17 protein-coding genes are annotated in these 16972 nt (G+C 61.2%); 5 read left to right on the plus strand and 12 right to left on the minus strand.

The annotated features are described in order from the left end of the window. Positions 1–8: 8 nt before the first annotated feature. The 9 genes from AC13CE_RS14450 to AC13CE_RS14490 all read right to left on the minus strand — a co-directional run bounded on the left by AC13CE_RS14450 (position 9) and on the right by AC13CE_RS14490 (position 7686). On the minus strand, positions 9–1802 hold the full coding sequence (locus AC13CE_RS14450) for a ParB/RepB/Spo0J family partition protein (protein WP_482972822.1): 1794 nt from the start codon (positions 1800–1802) through the stop codon (positions 9–11). A gap of 134 nt (positions 1803–1936) precedes the next feature. Further along, complete coding sequence (locus AC13CE_RS14455; RefSeq protein WP_482972823.1) at positions 1937–2326, minus strand: DUF2958 domain-containing protein; 390 nt, start codon at positions 2324–2326, stop codon at positions 1937–1939. A gap of 15 nt (positions 2327–2341) precedes the next feature. Continuing rightward, on the minus strand, positions 2342–2560 hold the full coding sequence (locus AC13CE_RS14460; RefSeq protein WP_482972824.1) for a hypothetical protein: 219 nt from the start codon (positions 2558–2560) through the stop codon (positions 2342–2344). After that, positions 2557–3534: an ArdC family protein gene (locus tag AC13CE_RS14465; RefSeq protein WP_482972825.1), complete on the minus strand. Its 978-nt coding sequence runs from the start codon at positions 3532–3534 to the stop codon at positions 2557–2559. Before AC13CE_RS14465 ends, AC13CE_RS14460 begins: the two co-directional genes overlap by 4 nt. Positions 3535–4256: 722 nt before the next feature. Next, positions 4257–5495, minus strand: coding sequence for a type II toxin-antitoxin system HipA family toxin (locus AC13CE_RS14470; protein WP_482972826.1), 1239 nt, complete (start codon positions 5493–5495; stop codon positions 4257–4259). A gap of 9 nt (positions 5496–5504) precedes the next feature. After that, positions 5505–5822, minus strand: a complete 318-nt coding sequence (locus AC13CE_RS14475) for a helix-turn-helix domain-containing protein (protein WP_482972827.1) — start codon at positions 5820–5822, stop codon at positions 5505–5507. Between the two features lie 557 nt (positions 5823–6379). Continuing rightward, entirely contained in the window at positions 6380–6733 is a 354-nt protein-coding gene (locus tag AC13CE_RS14480) for a hypothetical protein (RefSeq protein WP_482972828.1), read from the minus strand. A 50-nt stretch (positions 6734–6783) separates the two neighbouring features. Beyond that, positions 6784–6954, minus strand: a complete 171-nt coding sequence (locus tag AC13CE_RS14485; RefSeq protein WP_482972829.1) for a YegP family protein — start codon at positions 6952–6954, stop codon at positions 6784–6786. Between the two features lie 315 nt (positions 6955–7269). Further along, the gene (locus AC13CE_RS14490) at positions 7270–7686 is read right to left on the minus strand and encodes a hypothetical protein (protein WP_482972830.1); all 417 of its coding nucleotides are present in this window, start codon (positions 7684–7686) and stop codon (positions 7270–7272) included. Between the two features lie 368 nt (positions 7687–8054). On the opposite strand from AC13CE_RS14490, the gene AC13CE_RS14495 reads away from it, so the two are divergent. Further along, positions 8055–8537 (plus strand): hypothetical protein, encoded by a 483-nt coding sequence (locus tag AC13CE_RS14495; RefSeq protein ID WP_482972831.1) that lies wholly within the window; start codon positions 8055–8057, stop codon positions 8535–8537. Here AC13CE_RS14495 and AC13CE_RS14500 read toward each other — a convergent pair. The 3 genes from AC13CE_RS14500 to AC13CE_RS14510 are packed head-to-tail and all read right to left on the minus strand — an operon-like array spanning position 8534 to position 12736. Then, entirely contained in the window at positions 8534–10714 is a 2181-nt protein-coding gene (locus tag AC13CE_RS14500; RefSeq protein WP_482972832.1) for a CHASE2 domain-containing protein, read from the minus strand. The genes AC13CE_RS14495 and AC13CE_RS14500 overlap by 4 nt on opposite strands. Positions 10715–10748: 34 nt before the next feature. Then, positions 10749–12011: a FecR family protein gene (locus AC13CE_RS14505; RefSeq protein WP_482972833.1), complete on the minus strand. Its 1263-nt coding sequence runs from the start codon at positions 12009–12011 to the stop codon at positions 10749–10751. A gap of 23 nt (positions 12012–12034) precedes the next feature. Then, positions 12035–12736: a response regulator transcription factor gene (locus AC13CE_RS14510; RefSeq protein WP_482972834.1), complete on the minus strand. Its 702-nt coding sequence runs from the start codon at positions 12734–12736 to the stop codon at positions 12035–12037. 315 nt (positions 12737–13051) lie between these two features. Between AC13CE_RS14510 and AC13CE_RS14515 the strand changes: the two genes are divergently transcribed. The 4 genes from AC13CE_RS14515 (at position 13052) to AC13CE_RS14530 (ending at position 16867) form a co-directional block, all read left to right on the plus strand. After that, positions 13052–14245: a mechanosensitive ion channel gene (locus AC13CE_RS14515; RefSeq protein ID WP_482972835.1), complete on the plus strand. Its 1194-nt coding sequence runs from the start codon at positions 13052–13054 to the stop codon at positions 14243–14245. Between the two features lie 524 nt (positions 14246–14769). Next, on the plus strand, positions 14770–15324 hold the full coding sequence (locus tag AC13CE_RS14520; protein WP_482972836.1) for a hypothetical protein: 555 nt from the start codon (positions 14770–14772) through the stop codon (positions 15322–15324). A gap of 736 nt (positions 15325–16060) precedes the next feature. After that, positions 16061–16438 (plus strand): DUF3597 domain-containing protein, encoded by a 378-nt coding sequence (locus AC13CE_RS14525; RefSeq protein ID WP_482972837.1) that lies wholly within the window; start codon positions 16061–16063, stop codon positions 16436–16438. 168 nt (positions 16439–16606) lie between these two features. Next, positions 16607–16867 (plus strand): hypothetical protein, encoded by a 261-nt coding sequence (locus AC13CE_RS14530; RefSeq protein WP_482972838.1) that lies wholly within the window; start codon positions 16607–16609, stop codon positions 16865–16867. Positions 16868–16972 lie beyond the last annotated feature (105 nt).

Raw genomic sequence — 16972 nt, forward strand, 5'->3', positions numbered from 1 at the left:
GCGTTACACTATGCCGCGAGTGCCTCGCTTTCTCCGTCCTCCGGCGTCGGTGCCGCCTCGGCAGCCACTTCGCCGCTATCCGAGGTCAGCGCCTCGCCCTCAACCATCCAGCGTGCCCGGCGCGAGGCGGCGAGCGTCGGCACCCCGCCCCGCTCGGTATAGGCGGCGGGCGGGAATGCCATCCAGCGCGGCACCCAGCGCTCCACCTTTGCGCGCCCGTTCGCACCATTGAGGTGATCGGAAATCAGGCCTTTAAGTGTCGCGCCCTTCTCGCCTGCATTGGCGCTGGCCACGGCGTCTCCGGCGGTTTCGGCAAGCAGAGCACCCATGACCTCCTTGTCGCGTAGCAGGCCGAAGAAGGCCTCGTCGGCCTGCCAGTGATCGGCCATGTCCACGGCAAGGTGCTCGCCAAGATATTCGACCGCCTCGCTGGCGGGATTGAGCGTCTCTGCCATGACCAGCGCCAACACCTCCATCACTTCTTCGTCGGTGAGCGCCATGAGGGCGTGCAGCACCGGCACGAGGTCCGCGCCGTAGCGGTCCCGGCACAGCGCTTCGCGGGTTTCGGCGATGCCGAGCAGCGCCAGCACCCTGCCGCGCGTCTCGGCCAGCGCGCTCGTGGCAGGCGCGGCGGCAAGGCTCGCGGCTATTCCTTCGTTGCGGCTCGCCGTCTCGGCGGGCCGCACGCTCCACAGCGGCGAACCTGCAATGGCATGCGCGACCATGACCCTGAGCGCGAGCGCGGGCGTGCCCGCGAGCCGCGCCGCAATCGCCGCATGGCGATGGAGGTCGACATAGCTCGCCAGCGTCGCGGTAAGTTCGGGGCGGGCAGGCTTCGCCTCCTCGCCGCGCGCGCGTCGCGCCGCCGCCTCGGCCTCGCGGCGGGAGATGAAGCCTTCATGGAACACCACTTCGCCATCGCGGCGCAGCTGGATATAGACCCGCCCGCCCTTGCGCTTGCCTGCGCGCTCATATTCCCATGTCGCGAAGTGCCCGGTCACCGGCACGATCACGACATCGGCCCAGCCCGCTTCGAGATAATCGGCCTTGCGCGCCTCGACCGCCGCCATCTGCACTTCCCAGAAGACATCGGCATCGGCGAAATAGCCTTCCTCTCCGAACAGGTCGGTGACGATCTGGCCCTTGTAGGTTTCGAGGTCGAACAGGGCGACCGAAGTCGCGATCGACGCGCCGCCGAACAGCCATGCCTTCAACTGGCTGCCGCGCGGCGCATAGGCCTCGCTGTCCTCATAGAGGGCAAGCCAGGCCTTTTGCTGCGCCTTGCTGGCGAGGGTCAGGTGGCGCACGGTCGCGGCGTCGATCTCTTCGGCCCGGTAGGCCTCGCGAATGCGCGGCAAGAGGTCGCCGAGCGCAAGGATGCGCTTCACCTTCATTTCGGTGAGCGCGAAAACCGCCGCGATCTCCTCGACGCTGCGGCCTTCCTTCACGAGCCGGGTGAAGCTCTCCCACTGGGTGACCTCGTCGGGGTCCTCGCGCAGCAGGTTCTCGATCATCGAGATTTCCAGCGCCTCGGCATCATCGCCGGCTCCGAGCACGATGCAGGGCAGCGCGCGATCCTCGCCTGCCTCCCTCGACGCTGCAAGGCTGGCGAAATAGCGGCGCTTGCCCGCGAGGATCTCGAAATGGTCCGGCTTTCCGTTTGCCCTGACGAAGAGCGGCGAGAGCACCCCTCGCGCCTTTACCGAGGGCAGGATGTCGCTGATGTCGGGGGCCTTGCGTCCGCGCCGCATATTGAGGCGCGCAACGGACAAGCGGTCGAGCGGAATATGGTCGATCTGCATGGATAAATTCCTTCTGAACTCTGGAAGATAGGGGGTGGCCCCGCCCTCCGGTCGGGGGACATGGGAGCGAAGGACGGGGCCGGGGTTCCCGCGCTGACAGGGGCTTGCAGCGCGGGGGCGTTCGCCGCCGGGGGCTAAGGCGGCGAACGGGCTTTGCGCGCCGCCAGCGCGGCGGCGGCACGGGTGAGATGAGAGGCCTGTTCGGTGAGGTGCCCGCACAGGCGCGCCGCCTCGGTATAGACCGAGAGCGGATGGGTAGCCTCGAACAGGATATCGCGTTCGATACGAAGGCCAAGCGGAAGCCGAACGGCGGCGATTTCCGAGAGGCTCGCAACTCCAGGTTCGGGATAGCCAAAGCCCAGATCGGCGAGGCCGAACAGCGTGTCGCCATCGGGCGCAAGTTCGGTGAACAGCCAGCAGGCCGCGCCGGTCGGGGCGAACAGCTTCACGACGGGCCAGTGATCGCCTTCCTTCGCGGCATTGGCGCACAGGTTCCTGCAGATAGGGGATGTGAGCAGTTTCATCGCGGCGCCCCTCCCTCAGAACATTTCGATCTGGAGCTGCGCATTGGTGTCGAACAAGCCGTGATCGGCTGCGCGCTGGCGCTTCCTCGGCACGAGCGGCGCATTGGCAAGAACGCCGAGCCGGTCGCCCAGCGTGACCGGCGCGACACCGGGAACCAGCGTCTGCGAACCCGCTTCGGTGGCCTCCGTCTCGAAAGCGAGGCCTTGCGCGGTTTTGTCTCCTTCCCTGCTCATGCCGCCCGCTCCTCGGCCCCCGCCTCGCAGGCCAGCAGGAACTCCGCGGCCTTGCTGGCCTGACTGGCCGCGCGGAAGATCGCGCGGTTGTCGGCGCGCAGCACTGCGAGCCAGCTGCCGAGATAGTCGGCATGGCGCACGCTGGGCTGGATGCCGAGCGCTGCGCACAGGAAGGCCGAGGCGAGTTCGGCGACGAGTTCCTCGCGCGCATAGGACGCGGACCCGAACCGGCCCGTCTGGTCGCGGCCCAGCCGCGAGCCATGTCCGGTCCAGTGACCGAGTTCATGCAAGGCGGTGCGGTAATAGTCGATCTGGTGGTGGAAGGCGGGCTGCGGCGGGACCATGACGAAGTCGCCTGCGGGCGAATAAAAAGCCTCCGCTCCGCCGATCCGAAAATCCGCGCCCGTGCCTGCGATCAGCGCTTCGGCGGCTTGGTGCAATTCACGCTCCGGCAGCGGCGCGGGGTGTCCGACCAGTCCCTCGGGCAAGCCGTCGCATTGCGCGGCGTTGAACACGGTAAAGCGCTTGAGGAAGGGTATGGCGCGCGTCTCCTCGCCGCTGTTACCCTTCCCGCTTTCCAGCCCATCGCGCGCATCCTTCGGCACGAAGCGGTCGGCATAGAACACCGTGCGCCCGCGCTCGCCCTTGCGCACGCAGCCGCCAGCGGCCTGTGCCTGCCGGAAGGTAAGCCAGTCCTGCGAGGGATAGCCGCCCTCGATCACCGCGCCCCACAGGATCAGCACGTTGATCCCGGAATAGGCGCGCCCGCTCACCGCATTGCGCGGCAAGCCGGGCTCGGCCTTGGCCTTGCTCCACGGCCTCACCCAAGGGAAAATGCCTTCTTCCAGCTGGCCGATGATGGTCGCGGTTACCTCGTCATAGAGAGACGTGCGTGAACCGTCCGCGCGCGCGCCGCTGCGCGCCGTCCTTCCCCGCCTGCCACCAGACCGAACCTTTGAATTCCCAAGCGCCATTGCCCGTCTCCCGAACTGCCCAACTCCCGCACCGGCCCCCGGAAGGGGGGCAGGTGGGCGGTGACAGCGACCAGAGAGGCGCGTGGGGTGAGGCCGCACCCGCACGACGCGAGTGCAGAGTCTCGCTTGGAGTTCGGCGCAGGGCTGCAATGGCAATGGAAGACCCGGTCCCCGCAAGGGGCCGGGTTGCGGCCTTGCCCCACGCGCCTAGACGGGAGCGCCGCCCACCTGACCCCCTTCCCGTAAGGGCCGACACCAGCAACGCCGGCGTGCCCCGAAATCATGAAGCTCATGCCAGCACGATGCGGCGCGCCGTCCGCTCCAAGGGACCGTTCCACCATGGCAGGCGAGCGACCAGCGAGCTGCGTCAGACAGGGATGCGCACCCCGTCCGCAGGCACGCAGGATGCATATGACGGGATCGGACGCTCCGGCGGGGTCTGTCGCCGGGCGAGCCGATCCTTGACCCATGCGGACCGGAGGCGAAGTGCGCGCGGGACCCCGAACAGACACGGCCGCGCCCTCAGGAGCGCATCGCCAGATGCGCGGGACAGAGCGCGCCAGCAGTCCCGCTCCATTAGCCGGGGCGTTGCGGGGTGTCCCCGCAGAAGGGGTAGCCGGAGACGGGAGGCAGGCTCCGGCTCAGGGGAAGGCCTTCCCCCTATCGGGTCGTTCTTCGCAAACTGCGCTGGCTGTCCATTCCCGACATGTCACCGGGAAGAGCTAGCTAGTCGCCTTGACCAGATCCTCATGGACGAAGGCACTTTCCATCCGCTCTATCTGCGCACCGCTCAAGCCGGCCTGTGCTGCAGCGTCGCGCCACGCAAGGACGGCAGCGCCGACTTCGGCCGCTATGGTTCGTGCTTCCTTCAGGTCGAGACCGAACGTACCCGCCACCGAGAATGCCGTGTCGATCGAACTGGCATCGTCGTCCTCGTCGAGCGTCAGGGCGTGGTGCCTGGGCTTGACGTCGACGGGCATGGGGTTGAGATCGTAGGCAGGCGACAGGATCCAGCCGCCTTCCTGGCGCAGATAGCCGTGATTGCGCAGATGGTCGTCGGTATTGGAAATAAGGATGTTGAACGCCATCCGTCGCCAGAGTTGCCGCGCGTCCCGTTCGGGGATCACGCCGTCGGTCCGCAGCAGATCGAGCAATTCGAGGTAACTGCGGCGTTCGCCGTCGCGCGCCGATAGCGCGGTCAGGGCCGAGATGAACGGGATCCGCTGGCCATCATGGTCACGATCGAAGCGCTGCATGATGAAAACCGGTCGCTTCTGGATTTCCAGGAGTCTGAAGTCGGGGACATCGATCCCGGCCGCGCGCGCCAGGGTCATGGCGACCATTTCCCATCGCGGCACCGGCCAGTCGTCATCCGGACTGGGAAACTTCGCGATCGCCAGCCTTCCGTCATTGTCGATGATCGCCGCCTTGGGCCTTGCGCCGCCCAGCGAAGCGCCCGGAGCAAGGACGAGCCGAAGGTCCTCATCGCTCTCCTTGTCGGCAAGGATGCGCTCGGTCGCCGAGAGCAGGCCGGACAATTTGATGAGGGGGGGAATCGCGCGGTCGGTATGCGCGAGGAACTCACCGCTACCCGCTTCGGTGAAACGCAAGGCGCCCAGGCGGTTGTCGTCCTCGACGAGGGTCAGGAAATCGACATCGAGCAGCGTTCTCGCAATCTGTCCTTCTGCCTTCGCACGCTTGCGTTCACGCCGGAGCAGAAGAGTGCGACCCCATCGGTCCGGAGCCGGGTCGGTAAAGGCATTGAACATGCCCTCGGCATGGAATGTGCCTGCGACCAGGGGCAGCTGTGGATCGAGTGCGAAAGCCGTCGGATGTCCCCGCCAGGCATCGGTATACTCGAAACTCGAGGTTTCCCGGTTTCCCTTCGCCCGCGCCCACAGGCGGCCGATTTGCAGGGTTTCGCCCTGCCAGGAGATATGGACATCGAGGGTGCGTTCCATGAGGTTTCGCTATTTTCCGCGCGCGCGCTTGGGCAAGCGCTCTTCTTCGAGCGAAAGCCCCACCGCGTCGGTGAGGGGATCGGCAAGCTGTCCCAGCCTGTCCGCCATGCCGAGAACGAACAGCACCGTTGCATAGATGCCAAGGGCTACGGCGGGATCGCCCCGTTCGACGCGCGTGAGCGTGTTGCGGCTGATAAATGCGCGTTCGGCCACCATGACCATGGTCAGACGGCGCCGCTTGCGCGCAATCTGGATATCGCCGCCGAGTTTGCGCAGCGCCTTGCGCACATTCAGGGGCAAGGCATCCTGGGAGGAAGAGTTTCTCATAGCTGCACCATATACATGGCATTATCCTATATAGCGCACAAGTTATGATGCAAACACCTTTTGCAAATGACTGAATGTGGAATTATGCAGCATATCGCAGGCATTAACGCCGCTAATGCACAAGGTATGGAGCATATTGTACAAAGAATCGATTCCATACTCGGGCCAGCAAAAATAGCCGCGCCCTCCGGAGCAGGGCCGCAGGTGGTGTGCGAGGGCATGCTATTTGTGGGGCTTGAAGGACTGAATTCTCGTCCAGGAAAATGGCCGACCCCTGCGGTTCTCCAGCGACCTCTGGAATACCGGCAGCTGCGCTGAATGAGCGATAGCGATCCGTCAGGCCCCAGATATTGAGGGACGCATCCGATGCGGATAGCGCTTTTGCTCTGCAAGGCCTGACGCTCGCCGGCAAGGCTGCCCAAGGAAGGGACCGGGTGTTGAAAACGCTCGTTGGAAAGCGCACTGGTGCCTTTAGCAATAGCCTGGACATGCGCACCAGCACCCGGTCCCGCGCCCTTGGAGGCGCGTCGGGATCCGGCTTGCCCTTTGGTCAATCGCTAGTCTTGCCTGAAAGGCCCACGGGCAATCTTGGCAAAATCATTAAGCGGGCTACCATCGCCATCGCGGTCGAACAGGCCATTCGTACTCGGGGGATTTCTGATCGCCTCAGCAAATTCCGTAAGAGAGCCATCACCCCCAATTTGCTGCACGATCTGCGCAAGCAAGCGCGGTTCCAGCCCTGTCCTGATCGAAGCCAGTTGAACCGTATCGCCTTCCATCTGGTACGACTGGACAAGGGCCTCGATTGCGATCTCCGCCATGGCAAGGTCGATACCGGCCTTGGCAGCCAGATGGGCAACACTATCGGGCGCACTGCCGATTCGCTTGAGAACACCGTCAAAAATGCTCATGGCGATACTTCTGCAAGCGGATCAAGCGCCGGTATACAAGGCTTCCGGCCTCAAACGTTCTCGATCTTGGCGTCCCTGGAGTTCTGGACATTCTCGATGCAACGCATCGCGCTAGCCTTGGCTTTGTATCCCTCCGACGATGTGGCCAGAATATTTCCATTGGAATGCTTCAGGCGCCAACGGTACTCACCGCCACGATCCTGGTAGAGCTCGAACTTCATATAATTACCTCTCGGTTGTTGCGACGGTGCAAGCCTATCACGCCCTCCCCGCAAGGCATGTAAACTGTTGTCACATCGCCCAACGTTCACCGGCTCATAGCCCGCGCGGATCAAGCGCGGGCGGATGTGTCGTGCCGGATTTCCTCGCGGGATCCGAATGCCGGGCGATACCTGGTGCGAGAGCCGCCACAGGCTAATGACAGAGTCGTGCTGGCGCGGGATCGTGCGGATCCGTGAGCGCTCAATGGTGTCCCTCCGCTACGCGCATGGCTGAAGTGCGAGGCCAATGTACCCGCAGTGCCACGCCGGGCGGTCCTACTTATGGCCCCGCTCTCGCGCCCAGGCATCCGCCAGCGCGCACGAATAGGCAGCCAGCAAGGCCATCGCGAAGGTGTCTGCCGATGCGGTCAAGTCCTCAGGCCTACCATGCAAACCGATCGTTGCATGATGAATATCGGCACGACTACGAAACAACAGAAGCTTGGCATTGTCGGGGATGAGCATGAGAGCTGCGCATAAATGGCTGCCGGCCCGCAATTGCGACTCAAAAATCCGATCCGCGAAACTCGATGCAAATGAGGAGCCGAGCTGTTCATGAAAGTTGCGAAACAGTTCCCTGGCCTCACGGACCCGGTCGGCCTGGTCAGAAAATCCGCTGGCTTCGCAAGAACGCTGGAAGCGCAGCAGCTCCAACCCCGACATTTCACCGCCGCCAGGTCTGTTTCCGTTCATTTCGATCCTCGCATGATCAGTAAAACAAGCCTCCAACCAGAAGCTCGTTCGTTCTGTGGTTGAGAGGAAGACCCCTTTGGCTTCTGCAGGGTCCGAGCAGGCGGTAGACCGATTCCTATCAGATGGCGGTCGAGCGAGGTGTAAACTCTTGTATCGCCGGAAGGGTCGGACGAATAACAGGTGGGCCCAGATGCCGCTGCGCCGCTTTCCACCTTCTTCGCGGATACAGACACCAAGCCGCTGCCGATCCATGTCGACCCCGCGGCGGCCGGGACCGACACCTGGGCCAACACTAATGTTGTCAATCCTGACGGCTCTTTTATGAGTCCCTCATTTGAGAGGGCATCGCAACGCGACTGGAGGACACGGTGAAAGAGAACGGGACGCTTTTCCTGATGTCGCTCGCTGTGGCTGGCTGCACACCTTCCGCAACCCATTTCGGGGATTTGGGTCAACCGACGCCTGATTCCGAAGCGCGCATCTTCTCCATCAACCAGGAAGGAATTGCGCGGGACGCTGTAGCCGAGGCCTTGACCGACGCAGGCCATATTGAGCGCAGCGACGCTCCGCTCGAAGTTGAAATCGGTTTCGCCGTCCGGCCCATCGAACTGTCGCTGGTATCCACCAGCGAGGAAGCTCCTGCAAGGATACTGTCTCCTGCGGCGAAACGCTCGATCAGCTTATGCCAACGGCGAGCCTATGTCCTTACCCTGGCCTTTGTCGATCTGGATACGGGGGAAGTTCTCTCGCGCAGCGGAGCGACCACTTCGCGTTGCAAGGGCACGGCGTCAGAGGTTCTTCCGGAACTTGCACGTACGGCCCTGCCCTTCACCTGGACAAGCGCGCGCTAGTCGCTTGCATCAAACTCCAGAATAAAGCGCGTGCCACGGGGATCGCGGGCTGCGCAATGAATCGTTCCGCCATGGCGCCGGACAGCGGCGCCCACATAGGCGAGTCCCAGTCCGACCGAAATCCGTGATCCGGCGGCATTATCTCTTGCACCGTAGCGGGCGAACAGATCCTCGCGCCGGTCTGACTCGATTCCCGGCCCCTCATCCTCGATAACGCATTGGAGCTTCCCGTTTCCTGACAGCCTGACCAGACATTTCACGACCCCGCCTTCGGGACTGAATTTTACGGCATTGTCGAGAAGATTGATGAGCGCGCGAGACAGGGATTCGCGCTCTCCCTGCATGAAACAGGTTTCCTCTGCGCACTCGATGATGATCCTTACGTCGCGACGCGCGGCGAGAGGCCAGAGTTCATCGGCGGCTTCCGTCAGGACGTCCGCGAGATTGACATCCTCGGGATCGAAAGACGCTACGGAAAACCGGGCCATCTGTACGAAATCATCCGACAGCCTTAGCGTCTTGCGTGCCAGGTTGCGTATCCGCTCGACCAGCCCGCTGTCGGCGATCGACTGCCCGTGATTCTCGAGGAGGGTGATGATCGAACTCTGGGGAGAGCGCATGTCGTGACTGAGGAACTCGAGCGCTTCATCCCGTTCGCGCTGCGCCAGGCGAATGGAACTGATGTCCATGAGTTGCACGATCCAACCACGCTGTTCGCCTGCGTGATCGCGAAGCGGAAACCGACGCGGCGCAAACACTTTTTCCTCGCCAAAGGATATCTCTGACTGCCGGGCGTCGAAAGTGACCTTCCTTCCCGCCAGTTGATCAAGTAATGGCGCCGATAATGCGCCGTCTACCGCCTGGGTGAACAACGCCCGCGCCGCCGAGTTTGTCAGGATGACCCTGTCATCCAGATCGGCGACCAGAATGGGATCGTTCACGCCCTCTATCGTGTCCGAGACCAACTGGCGCAAATCGCGCATACTGGAAATGGCCGAGCGAAGTCTGGCGGTTTGTCCACCGATCGGATCGAGATAGGATCTGGGCGGAGCTGCCAGAGGGATAGGCGCTTCTTCGGCTGCGAAAGCCTCGAGTTCGTCGCCGATGGCTCTGGCGACCGCCTGAAGTCGGCGCCACCCCCACAAAGGATATGCCAGCAAAAGGCCCGCCAGCGCCGGTGCAGGCGCAATCCAGACGCCGACGGCAATCAAAAGGATCGGCGGGATGATCAGGACAAGCGCAATTATGGACAGAGAGGCCAGAAAAGCCTGCGCTGGGCGGAGGAACCAGAAGGCCATCAACAGCAAGAGGGCCGGCAGAATCGATACAATCAAATGAACTGTTCTGGACGGCAGGGTGATTATGCGGTCCGCAAGCAGGCTGTTGAGCAGGTTTGCCTGCAGTTCGATCCCGCTGATCAACGTGCCGGTTCTGGTCGGCACTCTGAAGCGGTCCCCCAGACCCGCAGCAGTGACACCAACCAGGAGGAGTCGGTCCTCGATAAATTCCGGCGGAACCTCTCCAGCCAGCACACTGCCGAAGGAAACCGTTCGAAACCTGCCGCTATCAGGCTGAAACGGAATGGCCGCGAATGTTTCACCGCTTGCAGAGAGCCGCTGAAAACCAGGTGAGGCATGGCCATGTGCGATTCGATAGGTCGCCTCCATCAGATGCGGCCATTCGCGATCTTGCACAGTGAAAGCGAGTGGGACTGATCGTGCGACGCCTTCATTGTCGGGAATGAGGGCCACTTCACCGATAGCACGTGCCGCACTTGCTATGGGTTCGACCGGCGGGACTACGTCAACAGGTCGCCCATTTTTGCCAGGCGCTTCGAACAGGACCGGGAGAGCGACATTGCCGAGATCCCCGATCGCTTTACTCAGCCGCGAGTCCTGATCGTCGGAAGCGGGTTCGGTAAACAGGACATCGTAAGCGATGGCCGAAGGACGGGCCGGGGCAACTTCTTCGAGCAACCTGGCATGGACGTTGCGATTCCACGGCCAGCGGCCAATTTCGGCGACACTCCTGTCGTCAATCGTGACGAGGAGAATACGCTCGGAAACCGGCGGCGCCGCATAGCCGACGAAAACATCGTAGAGGACATTGTCGAGGCGTTCGGTGGTACGGCTGAGAAGCAGCAAGGCGACGGTTGCCAGGGTCACAACTGCGACCACGCACCATTCGATAAGAAGCCTCAGACGCAAGTATTCAACCGCCGCCAGGATTGGAGATCGTCAGCTTTTCCGGTTCTGTCCAGGTCACAATCGTGCCTTCGGAATCGGTCTGAGATAGTGCAATGCGCCAGAAATAGACGCCTGGAGGAAGATTGCGAACTGTGGCCTCATTCTCAGTAAGACCCACGTCATCGACAATGGGCATTCCTTCCGGCGCATTGCGAAAGATTTGTATCCGATAGCGCCGTTCGCCTTCCCCGCGGCCAAACCATCTGAAGACAAACCCGCCTTCGGTTTCGCTGACTTCTGCCCCGATCGAAGCCAGGCGACGAGAGAAGGAATAGGACTGGCGTCTTCCGCGCAAACCTCCCTCGCCAATCGCGGAAATGCGCACGAACTGGTTGCCATTGGGCACATCCGGGAATTCGAAGTGTGGAACTGTCGTCTGCTGCTCGGCATAGCTTTCCACAAAACCGGCATCGGCCGCCAAGAGAGCATGATAGCCCTGCGCGCCGACGACTGGAGTAACATTGAAAACGACATGATCCCCGGTTTGGACCCGCTCGGGGTTTTCGAGTTCCGGCGCAGCTAACAGTTCGACTTTCCTGCTCTCGCCCTGCGCGTTGGTAAGCGCGCCGAAGTTCCCGGCTACAAGCTGGGAACGACTGCCATCGCGGCGAGAGACGGCGACCGCACCCTCGAGCACTCCCGTTCCGGTAAGCGCTCCAACAGGATCGAAGAAAACCGAATACTCCGTGCCGCGCACTGCGGTCATGGCCAGCGGCGTGTTGATGATGACGTTGCCGGAGGGATCAGTAAGCGGCGCCGCCTTCGTATCAACCCGTCCCCGTTCCAGGTTGAAGCGATAATCGATGACGTTGTTGATCAAATACTTGCGCAATCGCACGACGCGAACCCGGCTTTGCGACGGCAGGGCAATGCGGGTGCCATCTGAGAGCGCCAGGGTCGCAAAACTGTTGGCGCCCGTTGCGATCCGTGCCCCTTCGGGCATAACAGCACCGGCCGATGGAGAAATTGAACGCCCACCAACTGTGAGCGTTACTGAACCGCGCACACTCGCAAACTCGGCCCTCTCCGGCACCCAACGCAGCCATCGCCGCGGAATCGACATCTTGGCTTTGACGGGCAGTCGGTGCGGATCCCGGATATGCCAGAGTTGCTGCAGGTCCCGCCAATCGTATGCCGGCTCGAGATAGCGCTCGGCCAGTTCCGACAGCGTGTCACCGGGTTCCACGACATATTCGACCGGCCGGTCCGCCGGTCCCTGTGCTGCCATCGCAGCCGCAAATAGCAGCGAGTTCAGCGTTCCTCTCCTTCCGAAAATCGTTCAAGGCGATACCCATAGCTGGCGACAGCCGCGATACGAAACCCGTTTTCCGGACGCAGGCCCAGCTTGGTCCTGATTCGGGAAACATGCATGTCGAGCGTTCGCGTGGGCAAATCGGGATCGGCCTGCCAGATGGTTTCCAGCAAGTAGCCGCGCGACAAAGGGCGATGAATATTTTCGAACAATAGCAGGGCCAGCGAGAACTCCTTGCTATTTACGGATACTTCATCCGATCCAATAGTAATGGTCTCATTCAGCCGATCGAATTCATATCCATCGAACTTGATAAACCGGCTGCGGGTCTTTGCCGGTCGTGACCGGCGCTCGACTGCCTCGACCCTCGCGACGATGACCGAGGCACTTTCCGGCTTTAAAATATAGTCGTCCGCGCCAGCGCGCAGCGCTTCGGCGATAGCTAGCTTGTCCGCCTGGTTCGTAAGCATGATGATTCCGGTCGAGTTTTCATCATTGGCCCGAATTTGCTTGAGCAGCTCGAATCCGGACATGTCAGGAAGGTGCCAGTCCAGGAGCAGCAAGTCGTAGGTGTTGCGGCGCAAGGAAGCGAGCAGCTTCGCTCCGCTCCCAAATCGGTCGCAGCTGTGGCCGGATTCGCGCATCGCATTGTGCACAAAGTCGGCGATGTCATTGTCATCATCGACAACGGCTATCCGCATTCTAATCCCCATCATGATAATTGCTGGACGGTTGGCAGTGGCCCGGCCACGCTGTCCCAGCTCGATTGAGGAAATAGCACAGATTTCGCGCAAGCAGAGTGGCGTTACAATGTTTTACAGCGGCAGGCTGCAAAACCCCTATACCATCGGACGAAAGCAACGGGTGGAAGCTTCGCCTGTATTGCCAGAGTATTGGCGGCGGGACGCGGAATAATCGGCACTTTGTGACCTGGTGCGTGCATGTTTCATGCATGTCGACTTCGCAGTTCGCCCGACCGGGTCTCATCCCGGTCTCACACGAGTAAGGAGTTTGCTATGCTGAATGCATGGAATTACAAAATCGACTGGGGTCTGATTCAGACCTGGGGACTGAAGATCGGCGCCGCCGTGCTGATTGTCATTGTCACGCATTTCATCGCCAAGGCCGTGCAATGGGCATTGGCGCGCATCATCGATCGAATCCCGATATTCAGCAATCACCGGAGCGAAACCGGTGAAAGCATTGGTTACCAGGTAAGCTCACTGGCATATTGGCTGGTGTGGCTCGTCGGCCTGGTCGCAGCCCTCGCTCCTCTCGGGCTCGACCAGGTCGTCGCTCCGATCAACAACCTCACTTCGAATGTCTTCGCCTTCGTTCCCAATCTCCTGGGTGCAGGACTGATCCTTGGCTTTGGCTTCCTGCTCGCAACGATTGCCAGAAGGGTGATCGAGGCGGCACTTTCTGCGATCAACCTGGATGGTTTGTTCGCCCGGCTGCAGCCCGGCGAAACCTCGTTGAGCGGTGTCAGCATAGCCAAAGGCTGCGGGCTGGCAGCCTTTGTCCTGATCATCATCCCGGTCGCAACGGCCGCCCTCGAGACCCTTGGACTGAAATCGCTCTCCGAGCCGCTGGTTGCAATCCTTCAAAGCGTCGCGCTGTTCCTGCCCAAGCTGGTTGCAGCGGCGTTGATCCTGATCATCGGCTACCTGATTGCCCGGCAGGTCGGGAACTGGGCCGAACGCCTGCTCGATGCAATGGGTCTCGATTCGGCGATGGAAAGCTCGGGCCTCCTGCCGCGCGGGGTGCTTGCCAGCAAGGTTGTCGGCAAGATCGCCTACATCGCGATCTTGCTTGCCGCAGCTATCGCGGCAGTGGATGTACTCGAAATTCCCTCGCTCGAAGGTATGCTGGGCGAACTGATGGCGCTGGGCGGACACGTCCTCTTTGGCAGTTTGATCATCGTCGTCGGCATGCTGCTTGCCCGCTTCCTCCGGAAGATCGCCGACACGTCCGGTGACGGTGGATTTGCCCCTGCCATCATCCACTATGCCATTATCGCGCTCGCGACGGCCATGGGCCTGAGGTTCATGGGATTGGCGAACGAGATCGTGAATCTCGCCTTCGGCCTCATCCTCGGCTCGGCTGCGGTTGCCTGCGCCGTAGCCTTTGGCCTGGGTGGACGCGAAACTGCACACAAGTTGCTCGAACGCTGGACCTCATCGGGACAGTCGGACGAACAGGCACCCTGAGGGCGCCGGAGCCGGGTGGGGCGCTCCCTCTCGCTTATCCCGGCTCCGAAATGTTCCGCACTCATCGGTCGGCATCAAGACTTCGGTGCGCACGGATGGGCCACTTCTTGTTCCAGATGACCGGATAGAAAGGACCACTACCATGAAAATCCAGCACACGGCGTCCAGACGAAACGGCCTACCTGCAATACTGGCGAATTTCGCTCCTCTCTACCAGACCGGACTGGTGAACATTTGCCCCTGCTGCGGTCAACGGCAATGGATCGTCGGAAGGACGATGGCGGAATGCGCTTTTTGCGATGCTGCCTTGCCGATCTCCCACGGAACCGATCGCGGCACAGCCCGGCGCTTCACCGTGTTGCCCCGGGCAGCCTGAACCCGCCATGTGGATTGCCAGTCATAACTCGGAAAGCATCCTTGGCCGATTGGTCTGGAAGTCGGGCTTCTTCAGTCCCGCCAGGGTGAAGGCAGCGATAGATAGGACTGCGTCCCCGGAAACGCATCGATGTCCACCATACAGCGAAATGCGCGACGAATTGATGCGATTGTTTGAGATCGACCGGCGCCGTGCGCAAGCCGGAATGGTCTACATCCTTCCAATCGTTGTGCGTGGCATGCAAAACGCGCTCAAGGTGGAACCGGAAGCTGTTGCTGCGCGAAAATTCGTGGGCATGCTGGCGAGGACCTGTGGCACCAGCATCATGAGAGGCGAGACGCTCGATGCAATGACTGCGGTGCGCAGGGGCCGAATGCTTCTCACTCTCGTGCTCGGGCCGAATGTGATTTGCACAACAGCTTCGGCAATTGCGGCCCGCAGAAGCGGTCTTGATCAGCAATTGCTACAGGACATGATGCGCGCCATCGCAGTATTGATCGCGCGACAGGTTGCGCGCGAACTGCATTGGAATAGCGGGCGAAGGGCAGGACCGGCGAAACGTGCACGGAAAATGGGACAATCGACCGCAGTTGAGCGGAATACCCCTCGACCGGCTATGTTGGACCGGCTGTTCAACTCGCTCCTTGCCATGAGCGAGCGAACTGAATGGGAGGGCTCATTACAGTTCTCGTATGTCAATTAACTGGAATTCCACATCTTGAAGCATAGCCTCGGCTAGTTCGGGCAGCCTCGACAATCCTGTTGGCGTGGGCCCGGCGTCGACATTTGTTGGGAGCAGTACGCCTCACAGCTCCTATTTCACGATCCACCTTAGACTGTATCCAGTTTCGGATGCTCACTCCACCGGGCCCGGCGTGAACGGAGCGGCGGCATCTTGAAAGAAGCCATCGGCCCGGGCGTCCGTGCGCGGCGCGTCTCCACCCCGCTCCCGATTAGGGCAAGCAAATTCCTGCGGTCTGGCGCCGAAGCAAAATAACTCGTCCTCGCACCTGGGGGGCCAGGTACGAGGACGAGAGGCGGCGAGGCTTAGCGCCTTTGCCGATCATTATCAGGCAGTCTTGGCGCTGCCTTGCGACCCGTCAGGCCCGTTACGGCTGCGGGATTCCCATACCGTTCGAGAAGCGCCGTCAGCCCGTACCGTTCCTGCTTGACACACCCCCGTTCGACGGGAGTGCGACCACTCTGCGACCCACTCATCTAATTGTAATGCCTTGTGTTTAGCGAACGGCCCAATTTGAAATCGAAATATGAATCGAACTGTTCGATAGCTTCATTACCAACTGATGTACGCTGTCCATAGACATCATGATGTAAAAACTTGTAAACTTTCGAAGATAGACTTCCTTCTTCTCGGTGGGTGACTTGTCTTGCGGCGCTAATGGCGCCAACACCACCCCCACCCACTAGGAGATTCTGGAATGAGTATATTCGGCAAAATCAAGGATACGATTTTTGGCAAGGCGCATGCGGCTACGCCGCCGGCTGGAGCCGCAGCAAGCCCGACATCCTCCACAGTTCCACCGACCGCACCGGTCGAAGTGACCGAGGTCGATGTCGAGCAGAACCTTTCCGCCATGGCAGAGGGCAAAGACCTCAATTGGCGGTCGTCGATCGTTGATCTCATGAAGTTGCTCGGAATCGATTCGAGCCTGAGCAATCGCAAGGAACTCGCGCAGGAACTTGGCTATGGCGGCGAATTGAACGGTAGCGCCGAAATGAACATCTGGCTTCACAAAGCCACCATGCGCGAACTGGCCGCCAATGGCGGTAAGGTCCCGGCTGAACTTCTGGACTAGTATTCGGAGAAAAATGCGGGAGACAGACCGCAAGGTTTTGGCGCTCGATCTCGCATGAAATTATCTCTTAGATAATCGAGAGGCAACGACATGAAATTCAATACATTCTGCTTGATAGCTGTTTGCGGGACCCTTGCCGCGTGCAATTCAGAGCCCGAAGAAAATGGTGTGACGGCGACCGAAGCTGCAGATGCCTCTGGTGCGCCTACGATGTCTGCTCCGGTCGCACCGGTCGCGATGGAGCCAGCTCCAGAAGGGCTCCCCTCCCGTATTGCCAGGGAATCCATCGCAGCAGGCGGCCACGCCTGTACCGAGGTTTCCGAAGCCGGTCGAGAAGACGACGGCACGATCACGGCCAGTTGCTCGAGTGGGGAGACCTACAAGGTCTACACTGCACCCGGTCAAGGCACTGTGGCTACGCCCATGTGAGCCTGCGGGTTGAAAACCCACTCCTCAGGCTCTCTGCGAATTTTCGCAGAGAGCCTGATCCTTTCATGTTCAACACGCGAAAGAGCGCATGGATGATATGACCAA

This window comes from Qipengyuania sp. B-5 (assembly GCF_056857815.1).

What these genes read in the sequence shown, in the direction of transcription:
- AC13CE_RS14485 (WP_482972829.1), bottom strand. Translation starts at nt 6,954, where the DNA reads ATGAAGTTCGAGCTCTACCAGGATCGTGGCGGTGAGTACCGTTGGCGC.
- AC13CE_RS14470 (WP_482972826.1), bottom strand. Translation starts at nt 5,495, where the DNA reads ATGGAACGCACCCTCGATGTCCATATCTCCTGGCAGGGCGAAACCCTG.
- AC13CE_RS14460 (WP_482972824.1), bottom strand. Translation starts at nt 2,560, where the DNA reads ATGAGCAGGGAAGGAGACAAAACCGCGCAAGGCCTCGCTTTCGAGACG.
- AC13CE_RS14475 (WP_482972827.1), bottom strand. Translation starts at nt 5,822, where the DNA reads ATGAGAAACTCTTCCTCCCAGGATGCCTTGCCCCTGAATGTGCGCAAG.
- AC13CE_RS14455 (WP_482972823.1), bottom strand. Translation starts at nt 2,326, where the DNA reads ATGAAACTGCTCACATCCCCTATCTGCAGGAACCTGTGCGCCAATGCC.
- AC13CE_RS14525 (WP_482972837.1), top strand. Translation starts at nt 16,061, where the DNA reads ATGAGTATATTCGGCAAAATCAAGGATACGATTTTTGGCAAGGCGCAT.
- AC13CE_RS14505 (WP_482972833.1), bottom strand. Translation starts at nt 12,011, where the DNA reads ATGGCAGCACAGGGACCGGCGGACCGGCCGGTCGAATATGTCGTGGAA.
- AC13CE_RS14480 (WP_482972828.1), bottom strand. Translation starts at nt 6,733, where the DNA reads ATGAGCATTTTTGACGGTGTTCTCAAGCGAATCGGCAGTGCGCCCGAT.
- AC13CE_RS14490 (WP_482972830.1), bottom strand. Translation starts at nt 7,686, where the DNA reads ATGAACGGAAACAGACCTGGCGGCGGTGAAATGTCGGGGTTGGAGCTG.
- AC13CE_RS14465 (WP_482972825.1), bottom strand. Translation starts at nt 3,534, where the DNA reads ATGGCGCTTGGGAATTCAAAGGTTCGGTCTGGTGGCAGGCGGGGAAGG.
- AC13CE_RS14450 (WP_482972822.1), bottom strand. Translation starts at nt 1,802, where the DNA reads ATGCAGATCGACCATATTCCGCTCGACCGCTTGTCCGTTGCGCGCCTC.
- AC13CE_RS14520 (WP_482972836.1), top strand. Translation starts at nt 14,770, where the DNA reads ATGCGCGACGAATTGATGCGATTGTTTGAGATCGACCGGCGCCGTGCG.
- AC13CE_RS14515 (WP_482972835.1), top strand. Translation starts at nt 13,052, where the DNA reads ATGCTGAATGCATGGAATTACAAAATCGACTGGGGTCTGATTCAGACC.
- AC13CE_RS14510 (WP_482972834.1), bottom strand. Translation starts at nt 12,736, where the DNA reads ATGCGGATAGCCGTTGTCGATGATGACAATGACATCGCCGACTTTGTG.